We start from the raw sequence: 13,989 nt of genomic DNA, 5'->3' as shown, positions 1-13,989 counted from the left end.
CTTATTGTTCTGTCAGGGGACGCACGCGCACACCCTGCTCAAGCCGCGCCAGTTGCGCTGCATCACCGATGCCGAAACCGATCTGTGTCACCGCCATGGCGGCGATGGCAGTGGCGGTTCGCAAGGTTTTCTCAGGCGTGTCGGCGCTGAGCAAACCGTGGAGCATGCCCGCCAGCAATGAATCACCCGCGCCCACCGTACTGACGACGCTGACCTCGGGCGGCGTGGCGCGCATCGCCGAGCCGACACTGAACCAGTTCACACCGTCGGCGCCGTGGGAAATCACCACGTGCTCGATGCCCTGTGCATGCAGACGGCTCGCCACTTCAGCTTGAGCCGCCACCGACAACACCTCACAACCAAGCACATCGGCCAGTTCTTCGGTGTTGGGTTTGATCAGCCAAGGGCTGGCCTTGAGCGCTGCGCGCAAAGCCTCGCCACTGGTGTCGAGAGCTACGTTCAGCCCCAGATTTTTCAGCCGCACGATCAACGCCTGCAACCACGCAGGACTGACGCCCTGGGGCAAGCTGCCGGCGACGACGACCGCATCATGACCGGGTGCAATCTGATCGAGTCGATCAAGCAACGCCTGCTGCGCCGCTGGGCTCACCAGTGGTCCGGGGCCGTTGATGTCCGTGATGCGCCCGTCGGCTTCCGCCAGCTTGAGGTTGCTGCGGGTTTCGCCGGGCACCCGGATAAAGGCGTCGACGAAACCGCGTTTGGCGAACAGCGTTTCAAAAGCCTGAAGATTGTCTTCACCGAGAAAACCGCTGACGGTGAGCTGATGCCCGAGGTCCGCCAGTACTTGCGCCACGTTCACGCCCTTGCCGGCGGCGTGGGTGTGCATCGCGTCACTGCGGTTGACTTGACCGGGCTCCATTCGCGCCATCTGGACGGTGAGGTCCAGCGCGGGATTAAGTGTCAGGGTCAGGATCCGGGCCATTACAGCGCCTCCACTAATGCGCGCACTTCATTCGCGCTGCCTACGATCAGGGCCTGTTGAGCAAGGGTCTGCACCTGAGTCAGGTTGAGTTCGCGAATGCGCGCCTTGACCTCGGCGATGCTGCGGCCAGAAACGCTCAGCTCATCGACGCCGAGGCCGACCAGTACAGGCACCGCCAACGGATCAGCCGCCAACTCACCGCAAACGCCCGCCCATTTGCCGTGGGCATGGGCCGCGCGCACGGTGATGTCGATCAGTTGCAGCACGGCCGGATGCAAGCCGTCAGCCTGTGCCGACAAGGTGGGATGACCACGGTCGATGGCCAGGGTGTACTGGGTCAGGTCGTTGGTGCCGACACTGAAGAAGTCGACCTCTTTGGCCAACACTGGCGCCAGTAATGCCGCTGACGGCACTTCGATCATGATTCCCAGTTGCAGGTCCGCGACCGGAATTTCCAGGCGCAGGCGCTCGGTCATGTCTCGGGCCTGGCGCCATTCATCGACGCTGCCGACCATGGGAAACATGATGCGCAACGGGCGGTTATCGGCGGCGCGCAACAAGGCGCGCAATTGCGCTTCCATGACCTTGGGACGTTGCAGGGTCAGGCGAATGCCGCGCACACCGAGGAACGGGTTTTCTTCCTTGGCAATCGGCCAATACGGCAAGGGTTTGTCGCCGCCAACGTCGAGGGTGCGTACCACCAATGGCCGCCCCGCCAGCCCGTCGAGCACGCGGCGGTATTCAGCTTCCTGGGTCGCCTCGTCCGGCGCTTGCGGATGGGCCATGAAAATCAGCTCGGTGCGCAGCAGGCCAATGCCCTCGGCGCCCTGCTCCACCGCGCTGGTCACCCCCGCGCTTTCACCGATGTTGGCGAACACTTCGACCGCGTGACCGTCGGTAGTGAGCGCCGGCTGATGCCGCTGCTCGGCGGCCATCTTCAGGCGTTCTTCACGGGTGTCGCGTTCTTCGGTCGCGCGCTGCAACGTGGCGCTGTCGGCGTCGACATGCAATCGACCACGCTGGCCATCAAGCAGCAGCGGCGTGCCCGGTGCAAGCAGTAACACGGCGGCGCCAGCACCGACCAGCGCCGGGATGCCAAGGGCACGGGCGACGATCGCGCTGTGAGCCGTCGCGCCACCGCGTGCGGTGAGAATACCGGCGACACGCGCGGGATCGAGACGCGCCACATCGGAGGGACCGACTTCGTCCATCACCAGGATGTAAGGTTGTTCCGGCTCGCTCGGGGTTTCGACGCCACTGAGTTGTGCCAACACACGACGACCAATATCACGCAAGTCGGCAGCGCGTTCGGCGAGCAAGGCGTCCTGCAGCGATTCCTGCTGTTTGGCCGCAGCTTCGATCACGCCCATCCACGCCGCTTCGGCGCTTTCGCCTTGCTTGAGGCGCGTGTCGACTTCGTCGGTCAATTCCGGGTCGTCGAGCATTTCCTGGTGGGTGATGAAGATCTCGCGGATGGCCTTGGACTGACTGCGTTCGATCAGGCCTTCGATGTCGCGACGCACTTGTTGCAGCGCTTGCTGGAGACGTTCGCGCTCGATGGCGGCGGACTCTCCGCGCAACGGGTAATCGATGGTTTGCAGCACCTGGATATGCGCCGGGCCGATGGCAATCCCCGGTGCGGCGGCGATAGCCTGGATGACACTGCCGGAGATGGGTGCGAGCAGCACTTCGGCGATGTCGGTCAACACGGCACTCTGTTGGCTCACGGCTGGCAACGGTTCGACCTCTTCACCCAGGCCTTCTTCGATGGCGGCCAGCAAGGCCGGCAAGGCGTCTGCCGCAATGATCGGCTCGGCGATGAATTCCAGCACCTGGCCACGACGCGCACCGAGGCTGAGCAACTTGCTCAGGCTCTTCACAGAGACGGCGCTGTCGTGGCCATCGACAACGCGTACGCGGATCTCGCCTTCGAAGCTTTTCGCCAACTGAGCCAGAATTTTCGCTGGACGGGCATGCAATCCATGGGCGTTGGCCAAGGCGATACGCGCGCTTGGCCAATCGGCCGGCAGTTCGCCGCCAAGGACTTCAAGCACCGCGCGACTGCTGGTAGCGCGACCCAATTCATGGCCGCGACCTTCAATCAACAGCGCGCAAAGTCGTTCGAGCAGAGCTTGGTGCGCTTCTCCGAGGCTGGCCAGGCAGAACAGTCCGCTTAGCGGTTGCCCGAGGTAGCGTATCGGCTTGTCTGGCGTGACGAAGGCCAGACCTGGGCGCTTCACCGTTTGTTCGCTGTGCAACCACCACAAGCCATCACCGAGGGGCAGCGCTTCAACCTGCTGCAACACCGCGGCAAAGCCGTTGCTCACGCAATCAGCCTGGCGCAGCAAACGTGCGCCACGCCAAACCAGCTCTTCGAAATCATCGGCGGACACGCCAAGGCCGATCATCTGCGCGTCCAGCGCCAGCTCCTGCGGTGCGCCTTGTAGCAGTTTCAACAAGGCTTCGGCGGAGCTGGCACGACGCAGGGCCTGGCCCAGATCGGTTTCGCCGAGGGCTCGGGTCAGCAGTTGCAGCAGACGCAGGTGTTCATCGGACTTGGCGGCAATGCCAATCGCCAGGTAGACAATTTGACCGTCGCCCCAGTCCACTCCCTCAGGGAATTGCATCAGCCGTACGCCGGTGGAAAACACCTGATCGCGGGTTTGCGGCGTGCCGTGGGGGATGGCAATACCTTGACCGAGAAAGGTCGAGCCCTGGGCTTCACGCGCTTGCAAACCGGCGAGGTAACCCTCGGCGACCAGGCCATCGGCGACCAGGTGCCGGGCCAGCAAGTCCAACGCTGCAGGCTTGTCCACGGCTGATTGGCCCATGGAAATCTGCTCAATGGTGAGCTCGAGCATGCTTTCTCCTTTTTGGCACCCTATGGGAGGCCAGGTATTGTTTTTGAGGATTCAGCTCAGGCGCTTGTTCATCGTATTTGGCAGTTTTGCGGCAGAACTGGCAAAGGCACCTAAAACGTAGAAAATACGCCTGCTGAAACGTTTAATCTATAACGATCGGCACGTTACTCGATAATGTCTCATCCTTGAAGCGCAACTTGTCGGTTACGTTGCGACAATGGTCGTCTGCCGGAATCGGGTAGGATTGACGAAAATGTCGGGGCACGCTCGAACAAACAAGGAAATCCCGAGTTGAAACTCAGTGATATCGCACAGTTGGCTGGTGTCTCCGTGACCACCGCCAGTTATGTCATCAATGGCAAGGCTGAACAGCAGCGGATCAGCAGCGCCACGGTCGAGCGCGTCCGCGCGGTCGTCGAACTGCATGGCTTTACGCCCAACCCACAGGCTGCCGGACTGCGAAGCCGGCACACCCGCACGCTGGGTTTCATTCTGCCGGACCTGGAAAACCCCAGTTACGCGCGGATTGCAAAGTTGCTGGAACAAGGCGCTCGTGCTCGCGGCTACCAGCTGCTGATCGCCAGTTCGGACGACGCGCCAGACAGCGAACGGCAACTGCTGCAACTGTTTCGAGCCAGGCGTTGCGACGCCCTGATCGTCGCCAGTTGCCTGCCAACCAGCGACGACAGCTACCGCCAATTACAGGCCAAAGGCATTCCGATCATCGCGATCGACCGGGTCATGGAACCCGAGCATTTCTGTTCGGTAATCAGTGACGACCGGGAAGCCAGCCTGCAACTGACCCGCAGTCTACTGGACCCCGTGCCCAAACAGATCGCCCTGATTGGCGCTCGCCCCGAACTGAGCATCAGCCAGGAGCGTGCCGCCGGGTTCAAAGAGGCATTGGCCGGGTTCAAAGGCGAAGTGCTGATTGAACACGGCGAATCCTTCAGCCGCGAATGTGGCAAGCAGTTGATGGACGAAATGCTTCAGCGCCTGGGGCATTTGCCGGACGCTCTGGTCACGACGTCCTACGTGTTGTTGCAGGGCGTATTCGATGCCTTGCACGACTTCCCGCTGAAATCCCGCCCGCTGCGCCTTGGCACCTTTGGTGACACGCAGTTGCTGGACTTCTTGCCGTTACCGGTCAACGCCATGGCCCAGCAGCATCAATTGATCGCCGACAAGGCGCTAGAGCTGGCCTTGGCCGCGATTGAACAGTCGGACTACCAGCCCGGCGTGCAAGCTATCGCGCGGACATTCAAGCAGCGTATTCGCCAGGACTGAACCGTGGAGCTGATCGACACCCACACGCACCTGGATTTTCCCGACTTCGACGCCGATCGCATGGCGTTGCTGGCCGAGAGTCGTGCGCTCGGTGTTCAGCGGATGGTGGTGTTGGGGGTTTATCAGGGGAACTGGCAACGGGTCTGGGACCTGGTGCAAAGCGATCCTGACTTGCACGCAGCGTTCGGCTTGCACCCGGTGTACCTGGATCAACATCAGCCAGGGGATTTGCCCGAACTCGGTGACTGGCTGACACGATTGGCCGGTCATCGGCAGCTATGCGCGGTGGGTGAGATCGGTCTGGATTATTTCATCGAAACCCTGGACCGCGAACGCCAGCAAACGTTGTTCGACGCGCAACTGCAACTGGCGGTGGACTTTGACTTACCGGCGCTGATCCACGTGCGTCGCAGCCATGCGGCAGTGATTGCCACGCTCAAACGGTTTCGCTTGAAACGCGCGGGAATCATCCATGCGTTTGCGGGAAGCAAGGAAGAGGCTCGCGAGTACATCAAGCTGGGTTTCAAACTCGGTCTGGGTGGCGCTGCAACCTGGCCGCAGGCGCTGCGCATGCACCGCGTACTTGCTGAACTGCCACTGGACGCCGTGGTACTGGAAACCGACTCACCGGACATGGCGCCCGCAATGTTCGCCGGTCAACGCAACAGTCCGGCGCATTTGCCGGACATTTGCGCCGCATTGGCGGAAATTATGGGGATCAGCCCTGAGCAGTTGGCAGCGGTCAGCACTGCCAATGCGCGTGAAGTGTTCCGCTGGTGACCAACGTAGCGCCTTGTCGGCGCTACGGATGTTTTCAGACCCGGAACGCACTGATCAGCTGTTTCAACTCCACTACCTGAGCCGACAATGCACGGCTGGCATCTTCGGTCTGGTGGGCCCCTTCGGCCGTACGCTCGCCTGCCCGATTGATCTCGACGATGTTCTGGTCGATGTCATGGGCCACGGCGGTTTGCTGCTCCACGGCGGCGGCGATCTGCTGGTTCTGATCGACGATCATGCCGACGGCGCCAAGAATGTTTTCCAATGCTTGCTGGACCTTCTCCGATTGCCCGACAGTGCCGCTGGCCATCTGATGACTGGTGCCCATGGCTTTCACCGCTGCGCCCACGCCGCTGTGCAGTCTGATGATCATCTGCTCGATTTCTTCGGTCGATTGCTGCGTGCGCTTGGCCAGTGTCCTGACTTCATCGGCGACCACCGCGAATCCACGGCCCTGCTCACCCGCCCGCGCAGCTTCAATTGCCGCGTTGAGTGCCAGCAGGTTGGTTTGCTCAGCAATGCTTTTGATCACTTCCAGCACACGACTGATGGATTGGCTGTCGCTCGCCAGTTGATTGATCACCAGGACAGATTGATCAATTTCGCCGGCAAGGGCTGCGATGCTGCCCTGCTGTGACTGCACAAGTCCGCGTCCGTTGAGGGTTTCATCGTTGACGCTGTGCGCGCTGCTGACCGCGGCGGCGGCACTGCGCGCGACCTCCAGAGAGGTGGCGGACATCTGGTTCATGGCCGTGGCGACCTGCTCGATCTGCGAGCGCTGCCCCGCCACTGCCTGGTTGCTTTGGGCAGAAACGTTTTCGACCTGACCGGCCTGGCGCTCGACCTCGCTGACGGTTTGTCCGACGCGCTCGATCAGGTCATGGATTTTCTTCACGGTCCCGTTGAACACTTCGCCCAACTCGCCGAGTTCGTCGCGACTGTTGGCACTGAACGTCACTGTCATGTCGCCCGCTGCGACTTTGTCCATCACCGCGCCAAGACGCTTGAGGGTGGTGCGGGTCGAGGCGTAGAAACCGCCGTATAGGTAAAAGATCAACACGAACACCACCGACAGCGCCACGGCCTGCAGGATCATATGCGTGCGATTCTGCTCCAGTCGTTGCTGTAACTGGGTGCCGAGAAATTTCAGGGTGGCTTCGTTGAGTTGGTAGGTTTGGTCCATCAGGCCAGTGACGGTGTCGTAAAAACCTTGCCACGGCGCATCAAGCGTATCGGCCATCACCACCTGTTCTTCGAACAGTTCACTGGCTTTTTTAAGCGAGGCTTTGCTGGTATCGGCCAGAGCCGTCAGCGAGTCCTTGGCCGCTTTGCTCGAACCCAGTGTGTCTTGCAATTTCAGGCCGTACTCAGCCTGGAGCTTTTCGATCTGCACCAGCAATTCATCAAATCGGGTGCTCGATGCCGAGTTGAGAAAACCCTGTCCCAGGGAAAAAGAGCCCATCGCCCGGCCTTCACCCAACAGTTGGGTGACGGATGGGGTGACGGTAGTGATGAGTTCGGTCAGCTGACGCATGTCGCTTTGAGTGTCACGACTCAGGCCCGCCTGACTGGCGATGATCTGACTGAAAATTTGTGCGCTGCCCAGTAACTTGCCAATCATCCCGCTTTTGCTTTGCAGGGAGCTTTCCGCTTGCTGGGCTTTGAACGCCGCAATCATTTCATCGCGCTTGGCATCGAATACCGCGATCTGCTCGGGGTCCGTGGACATCGCGGCCAAGCCTTGCAGACGAGCCAGTACGCTTTGCTCCAGCGCGCTGATCTTCGATTCGACATTGCCGGCTTTACCCGACTGCCCCAGGGTGACGTTGATCTGCACCAGGTTGTTCAGGGTCTCGAGATCGCGACGAAGTGCCAGGCTGCTGCCGAGTAAATCGATGCTTTGCAGTTCGATGCGGGTGCCCTGAAATTCGCGATAGGAATCGCGTACCAGATAGAAGTTGGTCACCAGCATCGGTATGAGGAACAGCACGCTGATCAGGCTGAACTTCATGCCGAAGCTCAGGCGATTCATTAGCGCGACGGCGGGATAGAGCAAGCTCTTCACTGTGAAGTCTCCCTTTGATTTCTTATTTTTATTGGCAGGCGCACAGAGAAAGCAGATAGCCACTATTGGGCGCTATCTCTGTATAGCTTAAATCGGCAGGAGGTTTTGTAACTTAAGGTTAACGGAGGAGGGATTTGTGTAGCAGCGAGTGAAACCTGCTGCTACACGGCAGTTGTGTTTAGGGAAGAACCGTCCACAACGCGAATCCGGCATACCAGAGCAATGCTGCGCGCAGCAGCAGTTCCCAGATTCGGTCCAGGCTGTTGATGCCGTCGGGCCCGACCACCGGCGCCGGTATTTCACCGGCCACCAGCCCGACCTTCTCGATCAATTGGGCAGCACTGATGTTCCAGTTGAGCAGTTCATGCAACATTACCCGACTGACCGCGACAAAGTTGCCCACCAGCGCAAAACTCGCCGCCAGCAGGCGCACCGGTATCCAGTCGAACGCATGCCGCAATTGCGCAGCACGTTCGGTGACCGCCGGGTTTTTTCCGTGTTCTTCGGCCAACGCTAACAGGCGATAGCTGAGCGCCGCGACCGGACCCAGCAGGAAATACCAGAAAATCACAGCGAAAAAGCTTTGGTAAGCCTCCCACAGCAAGTGACCTTCGACGCGCTCCAGCAGTTGTTCGCCGTTGTCTGCACAAATACCCAGATCGCGATTCGCGACGTGCGCTGCCGCCTGCAGATCTTCCCGGCGCCAGGCATCGCGAAACGGGCCAAGACCGGCCAGCAAATCGCCACGGCCCAGGCTGTAGATCACTACCAGCAAATGCACGGGCAACGCCAAAAGACCGTAGGCCACCGGCTCAAGCACGATCAACAGCAACCCCAGCACCGCGACCGGCAGTAACACGAGCACGATCAATATCAGCCATGGGTGGCTGGCAAAACGTGGGCTTGCTTCAAGCTTGTTCAGCTCGCTTACCCAACCACTGTCGCGCTGAACACGATGACGAAGGGCCGAGAACTTCTCGATCCAGACCGCCAACAGCAACACCAGAAAACTCATTGTTGTTCCTCTTTTGCCAAGGCCGCGCGATAGCGAGCCCAGTCGAACGCTGGACCCGGATCGGTTTTACGTCCGGGTGCGATGTCACTATGACCGCAGATACGCTGTGCTGTGATGGCCGTGAAGGCGCTTTGCAGCTGTCGGGTCAGGGCCGTCAATGCGTTGTATTGAGCATCGGTGAACGGCAGATCATCCGTACCTTCCAGCTCAATGCCCACGGAAAAATCGTTACAGGTTTCCCGACCTTCGAAAACCGAGACACCCGCATGCCAGGCGCGCTCCAGACAAGAGACAAACTGGGTGACCTTGCCGTCACGTTCGATCAGGAAATGCGCGGACACACGAAGATCAGCTATCCCTTCAAAGTAGGGGTGCTCTGTGACGTCCAGGCGATTCTGGAAAAACGCCTGCACCTTGCCGGTGGCGAACTGCGCGGGCGGCAGGCTGATGTTGTGGATCACCAGCAGGGAAATTTCGCCCGTGGGGCGCGCATTGAAGTTAGGCGAAGGGCAGACCTGCACGCCCTGACACCAACCACTTGCGGGATCCAAGTGCATACCGGTTCCTTGAGCATCGACTGTGTTGGCGCCCAGTATGCCGCGATAGACCCTCGCGACGCGATCACTTGCCACAATTGATGTGGCTGGAGAATCGACCAAATGCACCTTTCATCACCCAGGAAAGGCCTCTGATGCCTTGGGTTGCCGCGCGCCATGCCCCTATAATCGGATCACTTTGTTTGTGGAGTCCGTTATGCCGAATCTACGTCTCGCCGACTTGACCGCCGAAATCGAAGCCAACGTGCGCCGTGCGTTGCTCGAAGACATCGGCAGCGGCGACATCACCGCACAATTGATCCCGGCTGAACGCCTGGCCAAAGCGACCATCATCACCCGCGATGCTGCCGTTATCGCGGGCACCGCATGGGTCGATGCTGTATTCCGGCAATTGGACCCTCGAGTGGCCGTTCATTGGCAGGTGCGCGATGGCGAACGGGTGAAACCCAATCAAGCGCTGTTCCACCTCGAGGGGCCGGCACGCTCGCTTCTCACCGGAGAGCGCTGCGCACTGAACTTCCTGCAGCTGCTTTCAGGGGTGGCCACTCGCGCGCAGTACCTGGCGGATTACGTTGCCGAGACCCAGGTGAAACTGCTCGACACCCGCAAAACCCTTCCGGGGCTGCGTCTGGCGCAAAAATATGCCGTGACCTGTGGCGGTTGCCACAATCACCGCATCGGCCTGTATGACGCGTTCCTGATCAAAGAGAACCACATAGCAGCCTGTGGTGGCATCCCTGAAGCCATCAACGCCGCGCACAAGATTGCCCCGGGCAAACCGGTGGAGATCGAGGTGGAAAGTCTTGAGGAGTTGAAGCAAGCCCTGGCAGCAGGTGCGGACATCATCATGCTTGATGAGCTGAGCCTGGATGACATGCGCGAAGCGGTGCGCCTTAACGGCGGCAAGGCGAAACTGGAAGCCAGCGGTGGCATCAACGAAAGTACGCTACTGCCGATCGCTGAAACGGGCGTGGATTACATTTCGATCGGTGCGATGACCAAGGATGTAAAGGCCGTTGATCTGTCGATGCGGCTCAGCCTCTGACTGCGAAATGAAAAACTGTAGGAGCGAGCTTGCTCGCGATGGTCGTTAACGATAACGCGAGTTTACAGACTAAACGCGCCGCTCTTGAGTCCATCGCGAGCAAGCTCGCTCCTACACGCTTTATCAGACCACCAGATTATTCATCTCGCAGTACTCTTCCCACTCGACACCCAGCACTTCGGCCGCCTCCTTGTGCAAAACCAGGCGCGCCTCCTCAAACTCTTCAGGTGTTGAGGTGTACTTGAGCGTCAGCTCCCAAGGCTGCAATCCCTGGGATTCAGCCTCGTCCTCGAATGCCCACTGGATCTGGTCTTTCTGATCATCGGCCGGCAGGTCCTTGATCTCTTCGGCCAACTGGGGGGAATCCAGCAAGTACTTCTTCAGCGCTTCTTCGTGTCTGGCTTCTTGGGTCAATTCTTTAACGGTCATGGCGTTCTCTTTGATCTGGGAATGGAAGATGGATCTGGATCATCAAGGATCTCTCTGACGCAAAAAGCCGTTTGAAACCCGGCTTGCCTGGCCTTCAGAACCATTCGGGATCATCTGAAAACAACGTGTCGCTGGTGCCCGAGACAGGAATCGAACCTGCGACCTTCGCGTTACGAGTGCGCTGCTCTACCGGCTGAGCTACACGGGCAGTGGGCTAAACCTAGCACTGACTACCGAGTCAGGCAACTTGCCAAATCGCCTAAATCAAAAGATCGCAGTCTGCGGCAGCTCCTACACAGATCTACTGTAGGAGCTGCCGCAGGCTGCGATCTTTTGATCTTTCTGCACACAGCAAAACGCCCCGAACCAGTCGGGGCGTTTTGTTGTTCAGCGGTTAAGCGGGGGGGTCGTTAAACGCCCGATGCCTTGGCTGCTGCTACGTCTTTGATGGACAGCTTGATACGGCCGCGGTTGTCCACGTCCAGTACCAGTACTTCCACTTCCTGGCCTTCTTTCAGGATGTCGGTCACTTTTTCTACGCGAGCGTCGCTCAGCATCGAGATGTGAACCAGACCGTCCTTGCCAGGCAGGATGTTGACGAATGCGCCGAAGTCGACGATGCGCTCAACCTTACCCACGTAGATCTTGCCGATTTCAGCTTCTGCGGTGATGCCCAGAACGCGCTGACGTGCAGCTTCAGCAGCTTCCTTGGTTTCGCCGAAGATCTTGATCGAGCCGTCGTCTTCGATGTCGATCGAAGCCTTGGTCTCTTCACAGATCGCACGAATGGTCGCGCCGCCTTTACCGATAACATCACGGATTTTGTCGGTGTCGATTTTCATCGCGATCATGGTCGGAGCATTTTCCGACAGTTCGGTACGGGACTGACCAATGATCTGGTTCATCTGACCGAGGATATTCAGGCGCGCTTCCAGGGCTTGGCCCAGAGCGATTTCCATGATTTCTTCGGTGATGCCCTTGATCTTGATGTCCATCTGCAGCGCGGTAACACCTTTGGCGGTACCGGCTACTTTGAAGTCCATGTCGCCGAGGTGGTCTTCGTCACCCAGGATGTCGGTCAGGATGGCGAACTTTTCGCCTTCTTTAACCAGACCCATGGCGATACCGGCAACCGGTGCCTTCATCGGAACGCCGGCATCCATCAGGGCCAGCGAAGCGCCGCAGACCGAAGCCATGGAGCTCGAACCGTTGGACTCGGTGATTTCCGACACAACACGGATGGTGTACGGGAACACGTCGGCAGCAGGCAGCATGGCGGCAATCGAACGACGGGCCAGACGGCCGTGACCGATTTCGCGACGACCAGCGCCACCCATACGACCACACTCACCTACCGAGAACGGAGGGAAGTTGTAGTGCAGCATGAACGGGTCTTTTTTCTCGCCTTCCAGGGTGTCCAGCAGTTGCGCGTCACGGGCAGTACCCAGCGTTGCAACGACCAGAGCCTGGGTTTCGCCACGGGTGAACAGAGCCGAACCGTGGGTCTTTGGCAGAACGCCGACTTCGATGTTCAAAGGGCGTACGGTCTTGGTGTCGCGACCATCGATACGTGGCTTGCCGTTTACGATGTTTTCGCGAACGGTGCGGTATTCGATTTCGCCGAAGGCAGCTTTGACTTCGCTGGAAGAAGGCTGGCCTTCTTCACCGGACAGCTTGGCAACAACCTGGTCTTTCAGCTCACCCAGGCGAGCGTAACGGTCGGCCTTGATGGTGATGGTGTAAGCCTGGGAGATCGCGTCGCCGAACTCGGCACGGATAGCGCCCAGCAGAGCAGTGGCTTCAGGCGCAGGAGCCCAGGTCCAGGTTGGCTTGGCAGCTTCGGCAGCCAGTTCTTTAACAGCGTTGATCACAACCTGGAACTCGTCGTGAGCAAACAGTACCGCACCCAGCATCTGGTCTTCGGTCAGCTCTTTGGCTTCCGATTCAACCATCAACACGGCTTCCGACGTACCGGCAACGACCATGTCCAGGCTCGAAGCTTTCTGTTGTTCGTAAGTCGGGTTCAGCAGGTAGCCGGTGCTTTCGTGGAAAGCAACGCGGGCAGCGCCGATCGGGCCATCGAAAGGAATACCGGAGATGGCCAGAGCAGCCGAGGTACCGATCATCGCAGCGATGTCCGGATCGGTTTTCTTGCTGGTGGAAACGACGGTGCAGACAACCTGCACTTCGTTCATGAAGCCTTCTGGGAACAGCGGACGGATCGGACGGTCGATCAGTCGGGAAGTCAGAGTTTCTTTCTCGGAAGGACGGCCTTCACGCTTGAAGAAACCGCCAGGGATCTTACCGGCAGCGTAAGTTTTTTCCTGGTAGTGAACGGACAGAGGGAAGAAGCCCTTGCCTGGATCGGCTTGCTTGGCGCCGACTACAGTTACCAACACGCTGACGTCGTCGTCAACGGTGACCAATACTGCGCCGGAGGCCTGACGGGCGATACGGCCAGTCTCGAGAGTAACGGTCGACTGACCGAACTGGAATTTTTTGATTACCGGGTTCACGGTGTCCTACCTTCTTTTGTGGCTCTTGGGGAACTTGTCTTCTTGCGAAATTCTTGGGCAATGTCGGGAATCGGCCCAACGCCTGTCCAGGGTAAAACGTGTATCCAGATAAAACTTGAGGCTGGGAGCCTGCCATGCGCCAGCGGGAATCCCACTGACGTACGACAGACAACCAACCTCTAGCGCAATCGCTTATTAGCGACGCAGACCCAGGCGACCGATCAGAGCCTGATAACGACCCAGATCCTTGCCTTTCAGGTAGTCCAGCAGCTTACGACGCTGGTTTACCATGCGGATCAGACCACGACGGGAGTGGTGATCTTTACCGTTGGCCTTGAAGTGACCTTGCAGCTTGTTGATGTTGTGGGTCAGCAGTGCAACTTGCACTTCTGGCGAACCAGTGTCACCAACAGCTTGCTGGTAGTCAGCTACGATTTGAGCTTTTTCTTGAACGTCGAGAGCCATGAGGCAATCCTTTTATCAGGAAACTG

At 59.1% G+C, this 13,989-nt stretch carries 11 protein-coding genes and 1 tRNA gene; 3 read left to right on the top strand and 9 right to left on the bottom strand.

Annotated elements, in window-relative coordinates; genetic code table 11:
• Position 1 precedes the first annotated feature (1 nt).
• Complete coding sequence (gene pfkB / locus ACA063_RS03735) at positions 2–943, bottom strand: 1-phosphofructokinase (protein ID WP_497664828.1); 942 nt, start codon at positions 941–943, stop codon at positions 2–4.
• Positions 943–3,804, bottom strand: coding sequence for a phosphoenolpyruvate--protein phosphotransferase (gene ptsP, locus ACA063_RS03730; RefSeq protein ID WP_497664827.1), 2,862 nt, complete (start codon positions 3,802–3,804; stop codon positions 943–945). The genes pfkB and ptsP overlap by 1 nt, the downstream gene beginning before the upstream one ends.
• A 291-nt stretch (positions 3,805–4,095) precedes the next feature.
• On the opposite strand from ptsP, the gene cra reads away from it, so the two are divergent.
• Both cra and ACA063_RS03720 read left to right on the top strand, forming a co-directional pair.
• The gene (gene cra, locus ACA063_RS03725; protein ID WP_490146614.1) at positions 4,096–5,091 is read left to right on the top strand and encodes a catabolite repressor/activator; all 996 of its coding nucleotides are present in this window, start codon (positions 4,096–4,098) and stop codon (positions 5,089–5,091) included.
• Between the two features lie 3 nt (positions 5,092–5,094).
• Complete coding sequence (locus tag ACA063_RS03720) at positions 5,095–5,871, top strand: TatD family hydrolase (RefSeq protein WP_497664826.1); 777 nt, start codon at positions 5,095–5,097, stop codon at positions 5,869–5,871.
• 34 nt (positions 5,872–5,905) lie between these two features.
• Here ACA063_RS03720 and ACA063_RS03715 read toward each other — a convergent pair whose 3' ends face one another.
• From ACA063_RS03715 to ampD, 3 genes are all read right to left on the bottom strand, one after another.
• A complete protein-coding gene (locus ACA063_RS03715; protein WP_497664825.1) occupies positions 5,906–7,936 on the bottom strand; it encodes a methyl-accepting chemotaxis protein in 2,031 nt (676 codons plus the stop codon).
• Positions 7,937–8,114: 178 nt separating this feature from the next.
• A complete protein-coding gene (gene ampE, locus ACA063_RS03710; RefSeq protein WP_194691433.1) occupies positions 8,115–8,951 on the bottom strand; it encodes a regulatory signaling modulator protein AmpE in 837 nt (278 codons plus the stop codon).
• Positions 8,948–9,508, bottom strand: coding sequence for a 1,6-anhydro-N-acetylmuramyl-L-alanine amidase AmpD (gene ampD, locus ACA063_RS03705; protein ID WP_497666469.1), 561 nt, complete (start codon positions 9,506–9,508; stop codon positions 8,948–8,950). The genes ampE and ampD overlap by 4 nt, the downstream gene beginning before the upstream one ends.
• Before the next feature lie 196 nt (positions 9,509–9,704).
• Here ampD and nadC point away from each other — a divergent pair, with 196 nt between their 5' ends.
• A complete protein-coding gene (gene nadC / locus ACA063_RS03700; protein WP_497664824.1) occupies positions 9,705–10,553 on the top strand; it encodes a carboxylating nicotinate-nucleotide diphosphorylase in 849 nt (282 codons plus the stop codon).
• Between the two features lie 123 nt (positions 10,554–10,676).
• Here nadC and ACA063_RS03695 read toward each other — a convergent pair whose 3' ends face one another.
• From ACA063_RS03695 to rpsO, 4 genes are all read right to left on the bottom strand, one after another.
• Entirely contained in the window at positions 10,677–10,982 is a 306-nt protein-coding gene (locus tag ACA063_RS03695) for a DUF6388 family protein (protein ID WP_497664823.1), read from the bottom strand.
• A 132-nt stretch (positions 10,983–11,114) separates the two neighbouring features.
• Positions 11,115–11,190: transfer RNA gene (locus ACA063_RS03690), tRNA-Thr, on the bottom strand.
• A 202-nt stretch (positions 11,191–11,392) separates the two neighbouring features.
• Positions 11,393–13,498, bottom strand: coding sequence for a polyribonucleotide nucleotidyltransferase (gene pnp, locus ACA063_RS03685; RefSeq protein ID WP_059403190.1), 2,106 nt, complete (start codon positions 13,496–13,498; stop codon positions 11,393–11,395).
• A 195-nt stretch (positions 13,499–13,693) separates the two neighbouring features.
• Positions 13,694–13,963, bottom strand: a complete 270-nt coding sequence (gene rpsO / locus ACA063_RS03680; protein WP_003176135.1) for a 30S ribosomal protein S15 — start codon at positions 13,961–13,963, stop codon at positions 13,694–13,696.
• Positions 13,964–13,989 lie beyond the last annotated feature (26 nt).

Source organism: Pseudomonas sp. LBUM1643 (assembly GCF_059716215.1).
The sequence above is the reverse complement of the archived record's forward strand: the minus strand, read 5'-3'. Positions and strand labels throughout refer to the sequence as shown.